The following is a 19,613-nucleotide window of genomic DNA, read 5'->3' as shown; positions in this document are numbered from 1 at the left end:
CCGAAAACCCTACGAGTCTGAAAAATCGCGGCCAATCGGCCAAACGAGTGCCTCAGCCAACATTTTCGATGTGCTCGGCGAGCGACTCGATGTCCATGTCCAGGGCGCCGGCGCCGGTTCCGTCGACCACGGCCTGAGACAGTTTCTGACGCAATGCGAGCGTGGCCTGCACGCGTTCCTCAATGGTCTCCTCGACCACGAGATTGGTGACGTGGACGCGGTCGAATTTCGACGAGGCCCGGACATGCCGGGTGTTTCGCTGAGAGAGGACGCCGTTCGAGTAGGGCAGGTCGTAGTTCACCAGGTACTGGGCCTCGGGGAGGTCGAGCCCGTAACCGCCCGCATTTGTGGAGATGAACAGTCGGCATTCCGGGTCGGTCTTGAAGCGGGCCAGGACGGCGGCCTTCTCGTCGGAGTTGAGCTGCCCGTGGAACAGGACCATCCCGCCGTGCTTGTCCAGCCGCTCCGACAGGTAGGGCAGCATCTTCCGGTAGTCGGTGAAAATCGCGGCCTTGGTGCCGGGCTCGGCGAGCATGGTGCCCACCAGGTCGTCCAGTACGGCGAGCTTCGGCGCCGCGTGGAGGTCCGGCAGGTCGTAGCGGCCCGCGGCGAACTCGGCGGCGTACTGCGAACCGCCTGTGCCCTCGTGGAACGCCACCGCGGAGTCCATCAGGAGCTGCGGGTGGTCCAGCAGGAGCCGGGCCGCCTGGAGGCGGGCCATGAGCTTGCCCTGGGCGCCGAAGGCCCCATCCGGTTTGATGCCGGCGTAGTAGGCCGCCAGGTCGAAGTCGCCGCCGGCCTCGGCCAGCTCGTCCATCGCGGCCTGGAGGTCGGCGAGGATGGCCTTGTAGATGGACCTCGTGGTCTTGTCGAGCTGCACGTGCCGGGTGGTCTCGGTGACGGCGGGCAGGTACTTCGCGACCTCGGGGTCCAGCCTGGATTTCCGGATCATCGCGCGGCTCAGGTTCTTGTGGAGCAGCCCGAGGTTCTTGTAGGAGGAGACCCCGCCGAAGAAGTTGCGGTTGATGTAGGACTTCTCGAACAGGTCCCAGCGGCCCAGGATTTGGGTGTTGACCCATTCCATGATGCTGAAGACTTCCTCGGGCCTGTTCTCAACCGGCGTGCCGGTCAGAGCAATTCGGATCGGAGGCCGGAGTTTCTTGACACGTTTGGTGGTCTGGGCCGAGAAGTTCTTGATCGCGCTGGCCTCGTCGAGCACGAGCGCGTCGGCCGGCAGGGCGCACAGCTCCTTCCAGTCGTGCAGGACGGAGCCGTAGGACACGATCACGTAGTCCGCGTGGTGCGCGGTCTGCCACTGCCGTCGGCGCTGCTTGGGGGTGCCGTTGATGACGGCGCACACGTCCTCGGTCGGTACGACCAGGTCCATGCCGCGCAGCGTGATGGTGCGGGTGGGGGTGTCGGTGAATCTCGCCAGGGCCTGTGCCCACTGCCACTTCAGGCTGGAGGGCACCATGATCACGCACTGGCGGATGTCTCCCCGGCCGAAGAGTTCTTCGAGGGCTGCGATGGTGAGCACGGTCTTGCCGGTGCCCATGGAGTACGCGACGAGGATGCGTCGGTCGGACAGGACGCGGTCGACGGCCTCGTACTGGTACGGGAACAGTTCTCCGGTGAACATCAACGCCTCCTGCGCCAGGGGTGGTGGGCGTTCTCGTACGCGGAAAGCGCGTCGGCGTCGCTCATGTCCCCGAGGTCTTTCGCTGGGGTGTGGCTGTAGTCGAGGAATTTCATGGGGAGTCCACGCGGCCTCCAGCGGCCGTGGATTTTGTCCCGAGATGTGCGGCCGGCCACGTCGTTGTCGAGGCCGAGAATGAGATTTCGGCAGCGGGCTTTCAGGAGCCGCATCTGTGCTTCGGAGACGTACGCGCCGAAGCTGGAGAAGGCGCCGGGTATCCCGAGCGCGTGAGCCCGGACGGTGTCAAGCGGGGATTCCAGGAGCAGAGCGGTTTCGCCGCGCCAGGTCAGGTCGCCGAAGAGCGTGAGCGACTTGTGGATGCCCGCGGGGTAGTTGCGGAAGAACCGCTTGCCTTTCTCCTGCCAGCCCCACAGTTCCCTGGTGAACGGGTCGCGGATGGGGAGAATCCAGCGCCGCGTCTCGGGGTCCCACAGGACGCCGAAGTCCCGGCATGCCTCGGGGGTGACACCGCGCCGCTCGCACGCCCTGGTCGGCGGTGGGACGAACAACGCCAGGGATGCCTCGTTGACGCGGGCAGTCTCCGCGGCTTCGGGGGCCGGACCGTTGTCCTCGACGGTGCGGTACACACCATGGCGGGCGATCCACTGGAACGCCTCGATGCGGTTGTAGCCGAGGCCGTCCTCCACGAGTTCGATGAAGGGCCCGGCGTACCCGCAGGAGAAGCAGTGGAACAGGCCGGTCGTACCGTTGACGGAGAAGCTCGGCCGACGGTCCTGCTTCCCGGTGAGGGCCAGGTGCGCGGGGCACCGGGCGAGATACTCCGTTGAGTCGGGCTTGCTCAACTCCCGTAGTACGTCGATTCCCAGGGCGCTCAGGGCGCTGGGAATGTCGTGCGGGACCGGGTTGGCGAAGGCTGCCAGGCTGTCCCAGAAGTCAGTAGGGGAGGTCGGCTTCAACTTCGGCCTCCTCGAACTGCGGGGGCTCCCAGGAGATGGAGATCAGGTGCTCCTGGGGCGGGGCATTCCGGCTCGCCAGGACTTTCATGCGGTAAATGAAGTCCTCGTCCGTCGCTTCCATGCCGACGACAAGGTCCGCGTCCTGGCCCCACGCGGACGTGTAGCCGAGGCTGTTCACGGTCAGGCCCTTGGCGCCGACCTTGTGCGAGAGGCTCTGCGTGGTGACGACCACGGGAATGTCGTTGTTCAGTGCGAGCCGTTTGAGCCCCCGGGAGATATTCGTGAGGGCGATCGGCGTCTGTGATTCGCGGCTGATTTCGTCGAACAGGAAATACGCGCCGTCCACGAAAATCACGCTCGGCGAAAGCTGGTCGATCTTCGTCTGGAGCCCGGCGATGGTCATGGCGCCGGCCCGGTCCTCGGTGACGATGTACGGCTGCTCGCCGAGGGGATCGGTGAGGGCGGCTTCGAGCTGGCGCCACTCCTTCGCGGAGATCTGGCCGGTCTGGAGCTTCTTGGGGTTGACCCTGGCGAGGAACCCGTCCAGCCTCCTGGCGATCTCCTGGTAGGGCATCTCGAAGCTGACGAGGAGCGGCTTGGCGCCGTAGTCGTACGCCGACCGCGTCATCCCGAGCATGACCGTGGTCTTGCAGGACTTGGCCAGGCCGGTGAGGACGATCATCTGCTGGGGCTGGATGCCGAGGGTGGCTGCGTCGAGGAACTTGAAACCCGTGGGGATGCCCAACAACTCGCCGGGGTTGTCGCGGGCCTGGCGGTAGACGTCCAGACGCTGGGCGCCGGTGGCCGCGTAGTCGACCTCGCGGGAGCCGACGGCCGCGGTGGTCGCCTGCGCGAGCATCATCCGCAGCAGAGGCAGGGCGGCCTCTGAGCCGCCCCTGTCGAGGGCCTCGCCGACGGCGCCCATGCCGAGGTCGATGATGGTGCGGCGGCGCTGTTCGTGCAGTTCCCGCAGCAGGTATTCGATCGGTCCCGAACTGTCCTCGCTGAAAGGGAAGTTGGGGTGATCGCGGTGGATCACCTCCGGGGTGGGCGGCTCTCCGAAGTCCGCCTTGAAGGCGAGGATGGACGAGAAGACCTTGCGGGTCTCGGGGTCCAGGAAGTGATCGGTGGTGATCCCGCCGGCCTGACCGACGACCGTGTCCAGGTCCCCGGTCAGGGCGACGTAGGAGATGACCTCCTCCTCGATGCTGGTCACACGATCTCCAGCAGCGTGAGAGGACCCACTTCCTCTTCGAGGTCACCGAGCGCGACGGGGCCCATGCAGTCGTCGTCCACAACGGGCTCGACGGTGATGCGCGGCAGTTCGTCGTCCTGGAACGTGACGACCACGGCCCAGCCCACGAGCGGGAGGCAGTCGTAGCCGCGCACCCCGATCTCGGACTCGAAGCGTGCCGTCTTGCCGACCTTGTCCGGGATGAGCTGAACGGTTTCGCGGCGGAAGGCGCCCGGCGGGAGGTAGTCCGTCATCAGGAGGAACCGCCCTGCGGGAGAGGGCGGGCTGTCCGGGTGGAGAGCCCGTGCCGGATTGAAGGAACGTTTCCTCTATCGGCGAGGTCGCGGAGGATCTTGCGGATGGCCTCCATGCCCTTGGGGGTGACGTAGACCGTGTACGTGGTCCTGGCCCCGCCGTCCTCGCCCATCCGCGTGTAGACGCGAGTGGCCAGCAGCCCGGCATCCGCGATTTTCGCGGTGACGTCGTAGTACGAATCCCGGTAGGCGTTGCGGTGCCGGAAGATCCACCCCTTCTCCACGAGCAGGAGACGCAGGCCCTTTTCCTTGATCCCGAGCAGTTTCGCGGCCTCACGGACCAGGAGGAACTTGTCGCTCGCGAAATAGGTGTCGGCGGCTTCGACCTTCGGCGCGGCGGCTTCGAGTTCTTTCTTGGCCGCTTCGAGTTCCTCCCACTGCTGCGCGGCCAGGAGCAGCGCGTCGCCGAAGGTCTTGGGGGTGTCGAACGCCGGCCGGTCGGCGCCGTAGCCGCCGGTGCGCCGGATCTCCGGCAGGACTTCGCCAGTGATCCATTTCTTGAATGCCCTGGCCTCAGCCTTCCGGCTGCGGAGCACCATCGAGTACAGGCCGGACTCGTTGATGACCGACATGCGCTGGTCACCGCCGGGGGTGCTCACAGTCTGAGCACCCTTTTCGTCGTCGTCGAGGCCGCGCAGAGCGGCGTCGGGCCGCTCCATTTCGAGGACGTTGCACACGTCGCGGGCGACCCACCAGGGGGCGCCGTCGACCATGAGCACCCTCACGCGCTTGTTGGTCTCGGGAAAAACGAGGGGGATGGCGTCGATGCCCATTTACAGGACCTCTCGCATGAGTTCGGGTGCTTGCGGGGGGACCAGGAATCCCTTGGGGCCGTACAGCAGGTTGTGTTCCGGGAAGCCGTGGAAGATCCGCGCGACGTCGTCGAGCAGGGCGATGAGCCGGCTCATGTCCCGGGGCTGTGAGACGACCAGCCGGGTGTGGGGCACGTGCTCCCGGTCCAGGCGTTCCGCGAGTGCGCCGACGGCCGCGACGGGCAGGTAGGTGACGACCGCGACGCGCTGGTCCGCCTCCCACAGGTCCCACAGGGCCTGGACGGCTGCCCGGTTGGTCTCGTAGAGGGCCAGGGCCGCCCGCGGCCGGTGCCAGCGCAGCCGGCTGTGGAAGCGCTTCACGCTGTACCGGGTGGTGGGGACGCCGAGCAGTCCTTCCCAGACCACGTAGACCTCGGCCGGCAGCGGCGCGTCGTCGAGGTCCCCGCCGATCACTGGTCACCTCGACGGTAGGACTCGCCGGTGAAGATCTGCCGGCGGGTGCACTGGTCCATGAAGGAGCGCAAGGGCTTGGAGTACCGGGCGGCCCAGTCGTCGCCGGAGAGGTTCGTGGTGATGAGTGTCGGCCGGCCCTCGTCGTATCGCTGCCGCAGCAGGCGCTCCAGGGTGTCCTCGGCGAACTTCGAGTCCGTGCTGTGCTCGTGGCCGACGTCGTCGAGCAGGACCACGTCGGCCCACTGCACGCGTTCGACGGCGTACTGCCAGCGGGAGATCTGCTCTGGATCTACGTTTTGATCCGCACGAACAAGTTTTCGCTCGCGCTCGATGTGGTCGCTGTAGCGGGCGCAGTACACGGTGAGGCCGTACCGCCTGCGCAGCTCGCACAGGACCGCGGCGGCCAGGGTTGTCTTTCCGGTCCCGGGCTGGCCGGCGAACAGCAGGCCCAGCCCGTAGACGTTGGGGCTGGTCGGCAGGCCGCGCCAGTTCTTGGACTGCTGCGCGCGGTAGCCGTTGACGAAGTGCCGGGCCTTTTTGACGGCTTCCGCCTGGCCGCCCATTTCCTCGACGTCGTTGAAGGTCAGGCCCCTCAAGCGCGGCGGGATTCCGGTCCCGACCCACCGGGCCTTCTCGGGGTCCATGCGCGTGGTGATCATCAGGCGCTCTCCCAGGAGGAGGTGAAGGCGTTGTCCGCGGCCGGGTCGTTCTGGGCGGGCTGCTCCCAGGTGCGGTACTCCTCGTCGGTGACGGTGAGGCCGGTGCCTCGCAGATCCCGAAGGAGTTGGTAGCGGCGCCACTTGAAGTCCCAGACGTACGGTTTGTTGGGGCTGCGGCCGGCGAGGTGGCTGACGTAGAGGTCGACCAGGGCGCGGCAGTCGTCGGGGCTCAGGCGGGCCTCGCGCCGCAGCTCGGAGAAGACCGCGACGAGGGCCTGGCGGTTGCCGATCTCCAGGCCGCCGGACCAGCTCAGGGGCGGGCAGGCGGCGGTGAAGTAGTCGGCCAGGCCCGGGATGCTGTCCGGCCCGTACTGGCGGCCCCTGGAGCGCCGTGAGCGACGCTGGCCATGCTCAGGTGGAGTCCAGGAGGTCTGGGGCGCTGCGGGAGTCTCCTGGTCGCCCCGGAGCATCCTCTGGACGATGGCCGTGGCGTCGAGTTCGGCGTCGGGGTCGTGAATGCTTTTGCGAGCCATTTCTTCTCCTGGCTGTGTGGCGGGCCAGAACTGCCCCGAACGAATGTTCGTGGGCAGCTAATAGAAACCGTAGGTTTCTATTTGCCTAGCTATTTGCTTGAGCTAGGGCTTGCGCTTGAGCACGTATACGCGCGCTCGATGCGTCAGTTGCTGCGTCACCGGAGTTACTCCGTCACACGCCCGCCGCGAGAGCCTCCAATTCGCGGTTCTGGGCGACGAGTTGTGCAATGGCCTTGTCGACGAGTTGCGGCTTCGGAGCACGCGCGAGCGCGGCCTGGATCGGGCCGAAAGGCGAGGAGATGTCGACCGAGGCGATACGGACCTGGGTTTCGGTGTGGGCGCCAGGCCACGCAAGAACCCGTACCAGCCCGTGAGTTCGCAGGTCCCGGATGGCGCGGGTGGCAGTGCGCAGGCAGACGTACATTTCGTCAGCAAGAGCCTGCTGGGTGATGTAGGCGCAGGACCAGCCGGTGTCCGCGTCGTAGCGGGACTTGGCGTTGGTCACCAGGAACGTGTAGGCCAGCCGCGCACGGGCGGGAACCCGGCAGAGGATGTCCTCCACGGAAATCGGCAATTCGCTGCCGTTTTCCGAGTCTTCGAGAATGTGATCACTCATGCTATTCTCCCGGAGAATGCAGTTGATATGGCGTGGCGGCCATCAGGAGCCAGGCCCCGGCGGAATCCGGTCAAGGTCCGCCGGGGCCTTTCTGTGTGTCATGCCGGAACGCGGCGCTTCTGGACGCCCTTCTGGGGACGGCCCCGCCCTGCGGGGACCCACTCGTTCTTCTTCTCGTCGAAGATCTCCACCCGGGTCTTCTTCGGGTGGCCGTCCTCGACGGACTTCTCCGGCTTGGGGGCGAGAAGGGAGCGGCCGTGGATCAGGGACTCCCGCGTCTCGGCGATCCGGTCCAGCAGGCCGGTGCCGATCGTGTGCAGCAGTTCCTCGGCCCGGGTGAAGGCCGCGGTGACGGTGGCGGCCTCCTGGGCGCTGAGCGTCACGTCGGGGGCGTCGGAGACGACCGCGAGCGCCATCTGTCCGTCGGCCTCGGTCTCGACGGCCGGCGTCTCCGGCGGCGTGTGGTCCGGCAGATGACGCCAGGTGATTTCCAGCAGCGCGCGGGAGAGGTCGTGCACCGGGATCTCGGCGCGTAGCGCGGCGGCGGCGACCTCGGCAGTGGCGTCGTCGAACGTCTCGTTCTCGCTGATCACGAGCAGCATGGGGTTCTCGCCCTTGCTGAGCTGCTCGATGAGAGCGGTGCCGATGTTGTCGACGATCGTGATGTCGTCCTCGGCGGACTCGACGTTGCCCAGCACGTCGACCGTGTGGCCGTTGCCTGTCTCGTCCCAGATGACCTTGTAGGGCAGCTCGCAGCGGATGGCCCACTCCCACACGCGGTGGACACCCTCGGAGGTGACGGAGCCTCCGGCCGGCAGGAACACCGCCAGGTCGTACTCCTCCGAGGGGGCGAAGTACCCCTCGCCGTCTTCCGGCCCGAAGGCGAACTGATCGTTGAGGGAGTCGCAGACCAGTTCCGGGGATACGTCGCCGCCCCCGAAGATTCCGAGTGTTACCGGGCGCTTCCCAGTAGCCATATTTTCCTCACATGGGTTGATGTGCTTGGCGGGAGCGATGTTGCCTTCCCTGCCTGCCGGAAAATAGGGGTGTCGTGACCGTTTCTGTCGAATCCACTCTGGCGGCGCAAATAAGCCCGGGAGAGTGAGACACCCCCGCTGACCTCTAAGGACCCGGCATTGGCATACCTCGTCTGGCCCTGCCGCGGACGATCGCCGAAATGTTTTGTGTCTCACTCGAACGGCGGAGCATGGTGAGAGTTCCGGCGAGTGAAGCTGCCGCGATAGGCAGAAGGAAGTCCCTGTCCACCCAATGGTCGAGAGCCAGTGCGGCGCCCAGGGCGGTCAGGGACTTCAGGTATCCGGCGGCGATCTCAGGCAGACGCAGCAGGTCACACACCGGGCGGACCAGGGGGAGCAGGACGCATTCCCAGGCGAAGAAGGTGGCCAGTGCGAGCACGATCAGATATGTCATGAGGGCCCCTGCATCAGGGGGCGCTCGCGTACACAATCCGGTACGAGGCGCCCACGCCGAGTTGGCGCTGGATGATCTGATCGAGACGGTACTGATTGACTCTTTTTCCTCGGTAATAGTGGGAGCGGGAGTCTCCGGGGGTGCCCTCCCACATGTAGTCGCCGCTCGGATTATTGCCGTCGAAATACGGGGCGACCTTGTCTGCTTCTTCGAGCAGGAAGTGGTCGTAGTAGAAAGTGATCGGTCCGATGTTCGCGTACGGGCCATTCGCTACGACCGACTCCCACAGCAGCCCGTTGTATTGCACTCGCGCGCTCGCGGTGTACGGGATGCTCTGCGACCAGTTCGGCTCGGCGACCGGGGCCTGGTCGACCTGCGCCCACACGGCGTCGTTCGTGCCGGGCTGGATCGCGCTGTACACCGAGGCGACGTCGTCGGCTGCGTACCCGAGGCTGATCGCGCCGTCGCCGCCGAAGGTGGGGCTGGTCTTGAAGGTGACCGCGAGCCGGTACCAGGTCGTGTTCCCGGTGGGGTCGAAAATCGGGCTGCTCGTGCCGCGTACGAGCTGATCGCCGTTGTGGGCCCAGATGGTGATGGGCACGGAGGAGGCGACCGGCTTCACGTACAGCGACGCGGTGTAGACCGTGGAGGGCTTCAGGCGGGTGATGAGAGCGCTCTGGCCGGTCACGGTCGTCACGCCGGTGCGCGGGGACAGGCCGTTGATCAACGTGGCGGTGGGCGCTGTGGTGATGCTGAAGGACGCGGCGTTTCCCACGATGCCGCCGCCGGAGACCAGGGTGAGCGCGGCGGTCAGGCTGGGGTCCTTGACCTGGTTCCATCCCCACACGCTGTTCTGGAACGACGGGTTCTTCACCAAGTTCAGGCGGGTCGCGCGGAGCTTGAGCACGAGCTGGCGCGGCGGCTGCCAGGAGCGGGCCGGGCTGGCGCTGTTCTTCTTCGTCGCCAAGGTGGACGGAATCCAGATGCGGTGCTCGTCGGTGAAGAAGACGAACCGGCTTGCGCCACCGCTGGTGACGCGCGGGACGACGGCGGCCCACACCGCCGTGTCCTCCATGAGGAGCTGGGCGCTGGCCTGCTGCCACTTGAACCCCCCGGCCGTGGTCACGGCGGAGCCGGCGGCGTAGGTGCCGATGAGGTTGAAGCTGGCGTCGTAGCGCAGGATGGCGCACTGGAACTGCTGGCCGGCCACTTCCGCGGCGGCGGAGATCTGGGCCTGGTAGGTCACGCCGGGCTCGACCCGGACGAAGGCTGCCTGGAGCGGGCGCAGCGTGAGCGTGGCTGGCGCCGCCACCGGAGTGCCGCCGACGTCAGTGCTCGGAGTCGTGCCCGGCAGCGCGTCGTCGGTGGTGAAGGCCCTGTATTTCACGTCGGCGTACGTCTGCCGTCGGGCGAGGAGGTTCGGGTAGGTCCCGAAGTTCTGCACGGCGGTGTAGGAGTTCGTCGGCGGAGGCGACTGGTAGACGAATTTCCCGGAGAAGGCGCCGCAGGAGGCTCGCTCGGTCGTCCGGCTGAACGTCATGTAGCTGGTCTCGCCAGCCCCGCCGACGGGCTCGTACAGCATTCGGCCCTCGTAGGACGCCTGCTCCAGCGTGAAGAGGTTGGAGCCGAACTGGTTGGTGTCCAGATCGCTGCCCGGCGGGGTCTTCTCGAACTGAACGTAGGCCAGTTGCTGCGTCTCGTTCACCGCCATGTTCGACGAGGTGACGCCGAGACGGGCCTGGTCGAAGATGCCGTAGATGCGGCCCATGGGACCGGGTACGTACTCGGAGTTGGGAACGGTGAGGGACAGGGAGAGACGCTTCCACTGTCCGACGGTGTCGCCGGTTCCCCCGGGCCGATACACGCCGGAGGTGACGTGAGTGAAGGCGGGGTCCGGGTAGACGGAGGGGCCGTAGGGCACCACGGCGATATCGGCGAAGGCACCCGGGACGTCGGACTGGGTCAGGACGCATGAGCCGTTGCCCACGCTGGTGCCGGCGAGCGATATCTGGGTGATGAGCCGGAGGGCTGGGTCGAATACGCCGTTTCCGACGCTCGTCCCGGCGAATTCGACGGGGATGGGGACGGTCATGAGCGCACCCTTTCCAGCAGCCCCCAGCCGTAGGAGGTGTTGTTGCGTGTGTCGTTGACGGTCGCGAGGGTGCGCCAGCTCTGGCCGGGAATTCGGGACTCCACGAGAATGTCTGCGGCACGGTTGCGGACGCGGAACCGCTCACCGGACTGCACCGGTGTCCAGGTGGCAACTTGCTCTACCGTGACGGCCGTTACCGTCGAGCCGGACAGGGTGACGGTGGTGTAGGTGAGCCGGTCCCGGGAGGCGAGCCAGTACGCCGTTGAGCTGTAACGGAAGACGACGCCGTGCTCCATCGTTCCGGCGCTGTTGTCCGGGGCGGACATGAAGGTGACGTACGCCTGCTCGCCCTGGTGCCCGGCGGGAACCGGGTCATAGACCCACACCCGGTTGAACCACAGGACACGGCCTGCCTTCTTCTCGTTCGTTCCGGCGCCGGCATTCCAGGCGGTGGGCCGGACGACGCCCCGCGCGTTCTCCCAGGTGCCGTACGAGACGTTCCAGGGAATCGGGACACCCATCTGGCCAGCGGCAGGCTTCACGTAGCCCGCGGGTGCGCTGCCGGTGGACTGCGGGTAGGCGTAGTTCTGCAACTCAAAGCGGTCGTACAGCAGTTGGGCATCAGATCCCAGGAAGCCAGTGCCACCGAAAGTGCCGTAGGAGTTGTAGAAGTTGATGAACAGACGGACGTCTTCGCCCGTCGCCGTGGCCGTGCGGTTGTGGTAGAGCGTGTACGTGTAGCGCTGCGAGTTCAGCCCGCACCAGCGCCACCACTGGTTGTCCGTGTTGTAGCCCGACGGGAAAATCCCCAGGGAAGGGAGCGCGGCTTCGTAGAGGTGGCCGCGCCAGGCAATGCGGTCCCCCTTCTGGTACGCCTTCGTGGCCGACCACGAAATCACCTTCGGCGTATAGACGGAGTCGGACACGATGCGGCTGGGCTCAGGGGACGTGTTCGCGGTGTAGGGCGTGAACGTCCACTTCTCCGGGCTGAGGTCCGGCTGCCGGCCGACGGACTGCGCACGGGCCACGTACACCGGAGCCTTGCCCCATCCCAGTGGATTCCAGATGACCGCCTGGCCCGGGAAGTAGGTGTTCGTCGAGTCCCAGGTGGAGGCCCGGACGAGCCCGGACAGGAACACTTCACGGGTGCCCGCGGTCGTCTTGGCGGTGTAGTTCAGGGAGTTGCCCGTACCTGGACTGCTGGTACCTGAGCGGGCTCCCTGGGGTGAGATCCACCAGTCGGGGCTCACGCCGGAGGAGACGTCCGGGTTGATGGTCCCGCTGGGCAAGGAGAGGTTCCAGCTCCCGTAGCCGCCCGTGAGCATGTTCTGCTCGGTGAGAGTGTCCTGGAGCGTATTGGGCGTCAGGGCCTGCCAGTACGTGGCGGACAGAGCGTCGCCGGTCGGCCGCACGTTGATGTTGATGCCGCCGCCCTGGATCATCCAGTAGCACGCGGTGATGCCGTAGCCCGTCGAGAGGGCGTTCTTCCCCGTCACCGTGAGGGCCAGGGTGTTGCCGGTCGCGGTCAGGTTGAAGTTTCCGACGAGCTGAATCGGGATGAGCTGCCGGGAGGGGCTGTAGAGGTCGAGCGCCGGCATGGTGGCGGCGACCCCGTTGACCTTGGCGGTGATGATGCCGCCGCCGGGGTCGGCTACCGCCACCAGGAGCACGTTGTAGAACCCTGCCCCGCCGCTCGCCGCGCTGAAGGTGAACGTCAGGATGTCGCCGACGGCCGCGTTGTCGAGGTGGATGTAGCCGGGGTACGGGTCGGCCACACGGTCGGGGTCACGCACGATCGTCCCGGTGCCGGTCCGGGTCGGATTCGTTCCGGCGACATAGGACAGGTACGCGGACTCGCGCCGGGGAGTGCCGACCGCGGCGTACAGCTCGCCGTTGTACTGGACGATGTCGGAGTAGAGCTGGGAGCCGGCCGTGGTCGAGTAGACGGTGTCGCGCTGCCAGGTCGGATACGTGGGGCTGGTGAAGGCGGATTCGTCGAGGTCGTGCAGTTCGTTGTAGCCGATCGACACGTCCGAGTCCCACCCGGTAATCGCCTTCACCAGAGCGGCTGTTGAGGAGACACTGCCTCGGTCGCGCTGAATCAGGGCAGCATCGCGGACGTAGGTTCGGCGAAGCTCCGGAAGCGTGGGCAGGCGGTCGGCAATTCCCATCTGCTGTGCCAGTAGGGTGATTTGCCGGTCAGTGCATCGCAGGACGTTGTTGAGGCGCAAGAGCTGGTCGTTCTCGCACTTCATGACATCGAAGAAGTACCCGAACAGCATGCAGAAGCGGGCGAGTTGTTCGTTGACGGGAATGCTCGATGCTGTTGATTCGACTGTCTCGACCTTGTACGGGCGCGGGATGTTGTCGTACAGGAGGAGGCTGTTTCCGAAGTCCCTGACCGCGAGTCCGACTCCGCCGCCGCAGCGCATCCACTGCTCGCTGATGGAGGAGAGGCTCCAGTAGGTCGGATTCAGATCGGGGGCGCCGCTGGGTCCGGCCTGAATGGCGATGTAGACGCTGGAGTTGTAGGTGACCAGGTCGCCCGGGTAGTAGGTGACCGTCGAGTCCCAGGTGTCCGGGGCCGTCGAAACGAAAATGCCGTAGTAGTAGACCTGTCCGGGTACCACCGTGTCGTCGAGGAACGTGTTGGTCTCCGTGCCGGCCGGTGTCTCCAGAATGTTCCAGCCGTCGTCCTCGGTCTCCGGGATTCCATAGCTGTTACGCACCAGGCGGAGCTTCGTCCAAGCCTTCACCCCTGCGAGAATCTGCGAGGCGGCAGCCTGAATCGGCGTGTCCCACGTCACCTCCAGGGCTCCGTAACTGCGCTGCTCCACAGTGACGTTGGAGTTGAACGCGACGAAAAGAGGTGCGCCGTAGAGGGTCTTGGCGTAAATGTCGAGCTGGTAGACACCCATGGCGTTACCTCACGTCAGGTCGCGGACGAAGGAGACGCTGATCGTGGCGTTGGCGTCCACGGTGTTGTCGGAGGCCCCGTGCTGGCTGACTTGCACCTGCATGGGAATTCCGGCGTTCCATCGGCCCTGCCACGACAGGTTGATTCGGTGCCTGATCCATGTCTGGGTCTCGATGAGTGAGTCCTGGCCGGCGATCTCGTCGTTCCCGCGCATGAGCCGGACGTGCACGAAGTGCAGGTCGTTGGGGCGGCGGACGGTGGAGTCGGCCCACACCTGAATGCTGACGTCCCAGAATCCCGTCATGGGTGCGACTACGTTCGATCCGCCCTGGTACATCTTGTTCGGGTCGAAGTCGGCTGCACCCCATTTGAAGGGCACCCATTTCCCTTCGCCGGCCGGGACTTTCATGCCCGGTGCGCGGATGACAGCAGCGGCGGGCTTGCTCGGCTTGGTGCCGGACTGCCCGACCAGGAGCTGGGTCATCAGCGTTAGCCAAGTTGCCTGCTGCTGGAGGGCCTTGAGTCGATCGGTGACGCTTGCGAAGGTCTTGCTCTGGCCGAAGTTGGAGACGGGCGCCGGCGTCTTCAGCGTCATGGCGCCAGCCTTCGGCGGCCAGGTCGTTCCGCTGGGTGACCAGCCTCCCCAGATATGCGGGTTGGTGCCGACGGTCTTCTCAATGGCAGCCAACTCGTTCTGGATATCGTTTACATGCGCGGCCCAGATCGTGTCGACCTGGTCGACTTTCGGAGTCCACGACTTGACCGACATGGGGTATACGGCAGGCATAGCGTTCGCTCCTATACTCCGCCGCTGGCGGTAATGACCATGTTCCCGATGATGGGAATCTCGTTCTCTCGGCAGATGACGTCAGCGGTACCGCTTTGCGGGAGATCGGAGCGGGCCATGAGCTGAATGACGACCCAGTCCACGCCGGCGACGTCCTGAATGGCCCGGTACAGGTGGGAGATGGAAATGCGGGAGGAGAACGTCGTCTCGGGCGGCGTGAAGACTTCCTGAATCGCCTGCTGCACGGCGAGCTTCACGGTGTCGCGGCGGTAGCGCGGCAGCACGGACAGCAGCACCGGGAGCGTGGTGGAGCCGATGTTCACCGGGATCAAGGAGCCGTTGACGACGTTGACGACGACGCCGGACAGGGCCCGCTCCTGCACGTACTGCGCGACCGCGTCGCGCTGACCCTCGGAAGGCAAGATGTTGTTCGGGCCGATGACGTAGATCGTCACGGCGCTCGCCGAGCGGACCACGGCGCGGGCGTCGGCGACACCGGCGACCGCCAGGGCAAGGTCGGCGTAGTCCTGGGAGGAGACCGCGCGGCCCTGGGTGCGGAAGAGGCGCGGTGCGTTCTCGCGGATCTGGTCGGTTGGCTCCACGTCCGCTCCGCCAGCCATGGGCGCCGAGCCGGCGACGACCACGCCGGGCAGGGCGTCGGCCAGGTCGACGATGGAGCCCTGGGGGATGTTGCCGTAGGAGCCGCCTCCTGTGCGGTACGCGGCGGCGAGCTTGATACCGGTGGCCGGCAGCGCACCGTTGGTCCCGTCGCCGAAGGTCACGCGGGTGACGCCCTGGTCGTCGGTCTCGGCGGTGAAGACGAGGTCGCTGTCGCGGACGAGGAGGAAGTCCCGTACGCGGGTCCACTCCGTGCCGCCCACGCCGTCGTCGAGGAAGATCCTCACTGTGTCGAGCAGAACCGGCGTCTGGGCGAGAGCGAAGACCTGGCTCTTGGTGCCGTCGCTGGTGCCGATGTCCTCGACGCGGACGGTCGAGCCCGGGTCCCCCGATGTCGAGGGGTACAGCACCAGACTGCGGTCGCCCTGGGTGACGCCCTCGACGACCAGGCCGACGATCTGGGGCACGGGGGTGGTGTAGGCCGGCACCGTGACGGGGGCGGCCAGTTCGTAGGTGACGGGGCGGTCCAGGCTCGGGATGTACTCGGTGATCACCTGCGTGCCGATGTCCAGCGTCATGGGAGAGACCAGGCCGGGCGCCGGGGAGAACGCGACCTGGCCGGTGGCCGGGATCGCGGGGTGCGGCTGGTAGCCGAGCTGCTGGGCGATGGCGACCACGCTGGAGCGCTGGGTCGCGGTGGCCAGGAACGACTCGTCGGCGATTCGATCCTGGTAGAAGGAAACGATGTCGCCCATATACGAGAAAAGCTCGACCATCACCACGCCGAAATCAGCAGGCGACCGCGATGTCCATTCCGGAAGGATCTGCGTCGCGTACTGGAGCAGTGAGTCCCGGTAGCCGGTGAAATCACGCGAGGTGTAGTCGATCTGCGTTACGGCCCCGCTGTCCACTGCCACGGCATACACTTCCCTTCCGGTACCTCCAGCGGAACCGAATGAGAAATGAGTGCTGGCCTAATACGGGGATTCTACGGAGCCGGGCAGGACGCCCGTTAATTACTCCGGCGTGGAAATCACCGTCCCGCCGACCAGGACGCCGACTGTGCGGGTGTTGTCGCGCTCGGCCCCGGGGACGTCCGCTCGGCTCACCTGGACGTTGACGTTGACGGCGCCCAGGGCCTCGTTCACGTCGGCCACGATGGCGGAGACGACGGCGGACGGCTCGAACTGGGCGACGGCGTCGATGACCGCGCGCTGGAGCTGGTCGTTGGCCACCTCGGCGTTGACCGCGAACAGGGCAGCGCTCGTCGGTACGCCGTACGTGCTGCGCATCACCCTCTCGCCCGGCAGCGTGCCCACCAGGGCGTGCACTCGGTCCAGGAGCTGCTCGCGCTCGTCGGTGGTGGCCGAGACGCCGCCGGAGTGGTCGATGGCGAACGGGGTCCTCATGGCAATGGAGACGGCCTGGTCGTCGGGGGTGCGGGGCTGGGTGATGACCGGCGGGACGTCGTCGGTGTCGCTGTCGAGCGGGACCAGGGCGCACGCCCGACGGATGGCGTCGCCGTAGGCGAAGAAGTCCGGCAAGCGGTTCTCTGGCAGGGCGATGGCCGTGGCCGACAGGTCCCCGCTGGCGTAGAACGACTTGCGCAGGGTCAGGGAGAGGTCGAGCTGGACACCGGCCCTCGGCCTGTTGCGGTTGCAGATGTTCTGGGGGTCGTCGCCCGCGAAGCTCACCGGGGCGCGGTCGGTCTCGAAGCCCGCGGCGTTGAGTTCCTGCACGATCAGCGAGGCCAGGACGGTGTCGGCCCCGCTGATGTAGGTGACCTTCTCCGCTTCCTGCTGGTCGGCCGTGCCGTGCCAGACCACGGTCCGGCTGGAGTTGCCCGTGTTCACGACACAGAAGGGCTCGTCGAACGCGGTCGCCGGCAGGGCGAGGCTCTCGGCTGTGAGGTCGTTCAGCGCTTCGAAGGAGTACCAGGCGCCGGAGTCCCCGGCCGCGTATGCCGCGAGCTGCGAGGTGGGCGGGTCGATGCCGCCACCATGAATGGCTGCGTGCAGCAGGTACGTGCCGTTGCCGTAGCGGTTCTTGATGTCGTAGTCGATGCCGAGGATCTTGTCGGCAGCCAGGTAGCGGAAATTCGGGTAGGCCACTGCCTTCTCCTCAGATAATTCGGGCGCGGACTCCGGTCAGGGACATGTCGTAGGGGGACGCGGCTCCGGCGGGGAACAGTGCCTGGACATCGCCGCTCGTCGTCAGCGTGATCCGGGCGGCCGGGGTGTCGTGCTGCCCGACCGGGATCACCACCATCCACTTGTTGTCGAACGTGGCGGTCGTGCTGGCGTCGGTGGTGCGGTAGTACGCGGTGACGGTGTACGTGGTGCCGGGAGTGAGGCCGGTGACGCTGCGGGCGTTGGAGGTGCTGGCGTTGTTGGTGGACTGTGTCTCGGCGGAGCGGTTGTCCTCCTCGACCGCGATGGTGGTGCCGCCGAGAGAGACGCGGCAGCTCATCAGGCAGCGGCTGGCGGCCGTGGAGTTCTGCATGAGTGCACCCCACGTGATGATCACCTGCCCGGAGGCCGGGGCGACGAAGGTGAAGCTGGGGCCGTTGGGGTCGGTGACGTAGGTGAGGCTGGTCGTGGTGGTCGTGGCCCGGTACTCACCCAGGACGGTCTTGGAGTTGTAGGCGCTGCGGTAGACCGTGGCGGTGGTCGCGCGGTGCGCCTCGATGGGCCACGCTCCTTGGGGCAGGCTGGCGAATTTCACGGTCACGCCGAGGCCGATCGCGGTTGAGGTCTCCACGGACCCGGACAGCTCGACCATGCCGTCCTGCGTGACGCGGTACACCGGCGACCCGGCGGAGGAGGCGGTCCACCCCGGCTCCAGAGCCAGCGGTGTCCAAAGGCCGGGTACCGCTGTCCGAAGACGCGGCCAGTAGATGGGGTGGCTGCGGTCCCCGCCGTCGAAGGCGACGTAGACCTGATCGCCGGGGAGCGCTGTGCCGATGCTGGCCGGCTCCGCCCAGCCGCTCACGGCGGTACCCATGATCTGAGGGATGCGCAGGCGCACCCGGCCGCGGTTCTGCGGGTCCTGCGCCGTGACCACGAGACCGCTGTAGGTGCCGTACAGGGGGGTCATCACAGCCCTCCGGTGTACGCGGCCCGCCAGCGCCCGTTGACGAGCACGGTGGGGGCGGGGTTGACAGGGGGCTGCTGCACCTTCAGGTCCAGCTTCCGGGCGTCGTTGCGGCCCAGCACGAGCGTGGAGGTGTACGTCGTCTTCTGCGGGTAGAGCAGGTTCACGTTGATCTTGTGCACGGCGGAGCGGACCATCCACAGGCCGAGGTTGGTCTCCCCGACCGCGTCGCCCTGGACGTCGACCACGGAGCCGGGACGCAGGCGTGGGTCGCCGTTGGTGACGGCGCGTGCCTCGACCCAGAGCCAGTCCGACTCCGCAGCCAGCAGGCGGCTCGCCTGGTTATACGACGCGGCCGGCCGGTCGGCGTACTGCCGGTCCAGGACGGCGGCCACCTGCTTGCCGTGCAGCGTGGTCCGGGTCTGGGAGTAGGAGGCGGGCGTGAGGACGCTGGAGGTCCGGTTGTAGGCCACTGCCTGGTACCGGGCGCGTACGCCGCCCGCGGGATCGGTGTCGCCGAGAACTGCGGAGAACTCGCGCAGGGTATCGATGACTCCCGGGGCCTTGGTCATGCGGAACAGCGGCACGCTCCGGTCGGAGGCGGGCATGACCGTCTCGCGGTCGACGAACCACATCACGGTGCCGTCCACGTAGACCCGGTAGCCGATCTGGTCTGCCACGTCGCACAGGAACTGCCAGTCGCTCATCGACTGCATCTGCTGGGCGAAGATGACGGCCGAGCCGTCCACACGGGGCTGGAGGTTGTACTCGGTGGCCACTGTCCGGGCGATAGCGCTCGCGCTGGTGTCGCGCCAGGTCCGGTTGCGCCGAGTCTGCGTCAGCATGGATGTACCGGTGAGGGTGTAGACCACCGGAATCTGCACAGCGTGCCCGAAGCGGGGGTCCGTCTCGCTCGCCAGGACACGGGAGGAGGCGACGTAGCCGTACCAGTCGGCCGAGTCGTCGGACCACCAGCCGAACCGCAGATGGACAGGGGTGTTCTCTCCCCACACGGACCCGGCCGGCGTGCGCCACTGCTGTGAGGGCATGGCCGGGTTGTAGGTGTGCATCACCGTCAGCTCCGCCACCTGGTGCGCGTTCTCGGCCTGGTACAGGTCGAAGCTCGACACCCAGGCCCCGCGCTCCAGGGCCGGCTCTGTTGCCGTCAGGTGCGGGCGGTAGGTGTTACGCCACGCCACGGGGCACCATGATCTGAAGGCCGGCGGGCGGCTGCGTCCAGTCGAGGACCCGCGGGTTGGCCTCGGCGTACATCCACCAGGACGTCTCGCTGCCGTAGTACTGCGCCGCGACCGCATCGACCCGTTCGGCCGCGCGCCACCGGTAATCGGACACGCGCAGGGACTGGTCGACGGGCAGGCGCTGCATGACCGTGAGCTGGAGCTGACCGTTGCGGTCGGGCACGAGCGCAGTCTCGTTGCGCTGGTAACGCGAGGTCCGGGAAATGGCCACTGCTCTCTCC

General features: G+C 66.8%; 19 protein-coding genes. All 19 read right to left on the bottom strand.

Going from position 1 to position 19,613, the window contains the following annotated elements:
* Positions 1-52: 52 nt before the first annotated feature.
* The 19 genes from ACFPIH_RS03270 to ACFPIH_RS03180 all read right to left on the bottom strand — a co-directional run bounded on the left by ACFPIH_RS03270 (position 53) and on the right by ACFPIH_RS03180 (position 19,603).
* Complete coding sequence (locus ACFPIH_RS03270) at positions 53-1,639, bottom strand: DEAD/DEAH box helicase (RefSeq protein ID WP_381167960.1); 1,587 nt, start codon at positions 1,637-1,639, stop codon at positions 53-55.
* Entirely contained in the window at positions 1,639-2,613 is a 975-nt protein-coding gene (locus ACFPIH_RS03265; RefSeq protein WP_381167958.1) for a CHC2 zinc finger domain-containing protein, read from the bottom strand. Before ACFPIH_RS03265 ends, ACFPIH_RS03270 begins: the two co-directional genes overlap by 1 nt.
* On the bottom strand, positions 2,591-3,829 hold the full coding sequence (locus ACFPIH_RS03260; protein WP_366501290.1) for a DnaB-like helicase C-terminal domain-containing protein: 1,239 nt from the start codon (positions 3,827-3,829) through the stop codon (positions 2,591-2,593). Before ACFPIH_RS03260 ends, ACFPIH_RS03265 begins: the two co-directional genes overlap by 23 nt.
* Entirely contained in the window at positions 3,826-4,101 is a 276-nt protein-coding gene (locus tag ACFPIH_RS03255; protein WP_381167956.1) for a hypothetical protein, read from the bottom strand. Before ACFPIH_RS03255 ends, ACFPIH_RS03260 begins: the two co-directional genes overlap by 4 nt.
* Entirely contained in the window at positions 4,101-4,934 is an 834-nt protein-coding gene (locus ACFPIH_RS03250; RefSeq protein WP_361942025.1) for a phage antirepressor, read from the bottom strand. The genes ACFPIH_RS03255 and ACFPIH_RS03250 overlap by 1 nt, the downstream gene beginning before the upstream one ends.
* Positions 4,935-5,387 carry a hypothetical protein gene (locus ACFPIH_RS03245; protein ID WP_381167954.1) on the bottom strand — a complete coding sequence of 151 codons (453 nt, stop codon included), beginning with the start codon at positions 5,385-5,387 and terminating at the stop codon, positions 4,935-4,937. It abuts the gene before it with no gap.
* The gene (locus ACFPIH_RS03240) at positions 5,384-6,046 is read right to left on the bottom strand and encodes an ATP-binding protein (RefSeq protein ID WP_361942031.1); all 663 of its coding nucleotides are present in this window, start codon (positions 6,044-6,046) and stop codon (positions 5,384-5,386) included. Before ACFPIH_RS03240 ends, ACFPIH_RS03245 begins: the two co-directional genes overlap by 4 nt.
* A complete protein-coding gene (locus ACFPIH_RS03235) occupies positions 6,046-6,579 on the bottom strand; it encodes a hypothetical protein (RefSeq protein WP_361942033.1) in 534 nt (177 codons plus the stop codon). The genes ACFPIH_RS03240 and ACFPIH_RS03235 overlap by 1 nt, the downstream gene beginning before the upstream one ends.
* Positions 6,580-6,751: 172 nt before the next feature.
* Entirely contained in the window at positions 6,752-7,195 is a 444-nt protein-coding gene (locus tag ACFPIH_RS03230; protein WP_361942036.1) for a hypothetical protein, read from the bottom strand.
* 98 nt (positions 7,196-7,293) lie between these two features.
* Entirely contained in the window at positions 7,294-8,172 is an 879-nt protein-coding gene (locus ACFPIH_RS03225; protein WP_381167952.1) for a hypothetical protein, read from the bottom strand.
* A 145-nt stretch (positions 8,173-8,317) separates the two neighbouring features.
* Positions 8,318-8,626, bottom strand: coding sequence for a hypothetical protein (locus ACFPIH_RS03220; RefSeq protein WP_361942042.1), 309 nt, complete (start codon positions 8,624-8,626; stop codon positions 8,318-8,320).
* A gap of 13 nt (positions 8,627-8,639) precedes the next feature.
* Positions 8,640-10,718 (bottom strand): hypothetical protein, encoded by a 2,079-nt coding sequence (locus ACFPIH_RS03215; protein ID WP_381167950.1) that lies wholly within the window; start codon positions 10,716-10,718, stop codon positions 8,640-8,642.
* A complete protein-coding gene (locus tag ACFPIH_RS03210) occupies positions 10,715-13,636 on the bottom strand; it encodes a hypothetical protein (RefSeq protein ID WP_381167948.1) in 2,922 nt (973 codons plus the stop codon). The genes ACFPIH_RS03215 and ACFPIH_RS03210 overlap by 4 nt, the downstream gene beginning before the upstream one ends.
* 9 nt (positions 13,637-13,645) lie before the next feature.
* Positions 13,646-14,404 carry a hypothetical protein gene (locus ACFPIH_RS03205; protein WP_366501295.1) on the bottom strand — a complete coding sequence of 253 codons (759 nt, stop codon included), beginning with the start codon at positions 14,402-14,404 and terminating at the stop codon, positions 13,646-13,648.
* A gap of 29 nt (positions 14,405-14,433) precedes the next feature.
* Complete coding sequence (locus ACFPIH_RS03200) at positions 14,434-15,957, bottom strand: baseplate J/gp47 family protein (protein ID WP_361942054.1); 1,524 nt, start codon at positions 15,955-15,957, stop codon at positions 14,434-14,436.
* A 99-nt stretch (positions 15,958-16,056) separates the two neighbouring features.
* Positions 16,057-17,151 (bottom strand): poly-gamma-glutamate hydrolase family protein, encoded by a 1,095-nt coding sequence (locus ACFPIH_RS03195; RefSeq protein ID WP_381167946.1) that lies wholly within the window; start codon positions 17,149-17,151, stop codon positions 16,057-16,059.
* Between the two features lie 10 nt (positions 17,152-17,161).
* Positions 17,162-18,136 carry a phage baseplate assembly protein V gene (locus ACFPIH_RS03190; protein ID WP_381167944.1) on the bottom strand — a complete coding sequence of 325 codons (975 nt, stop codon included), beginning with the start codon at positions 18,134-18,136 and terminating at the stop codon, positions 17,162-17,164.
* Entirely contained in the window at positions 18,136-19,332 is a 1,197-nt protein-coding gene (locus tag ACFPIH_RS03185) for a contractile injection system protein, VgrG/Pvc8 family (protein ID WP_381167942.1), read from the bottom strand. The genes ACFPIH_RS03190 and ACFPIH_RS03185 overlap by 1 nt, the downstream gene beginning before the upstream one ends.
* A complete protein-coding gene (locus ACFPIH_RS03180) occupies positions 19,319-19,603 on the bottom strand; it encodes a hypothetical protein (RefSeq protein ID WP_381167940.1) in 285 nt (94 codons plus the stop codon). The genes ACFPIH_RS03185 and ACFPIH_RS03180 overlap by 14 nt, the downstream gene beginning before the upstream one ends.
* Positions 19,604-19,613: the final 10 nt, after the last annotated feature.

The sequence above is a fragment of the Streptomyces vulcanius genome, from assembly GCF_042653945.1.
Taxonomy (GTDB): domain Bacteria; phylum Actinomycetota; class Actinomycetes; order Streptomycetales; family Streptomycetaceae; genus Streptomyces; species Streptomyces mangrovi.
Note: the sequence above shows the minus strand (reverse complement) of the source record. Positions and strands in the feature narration are given on the sequence as shown.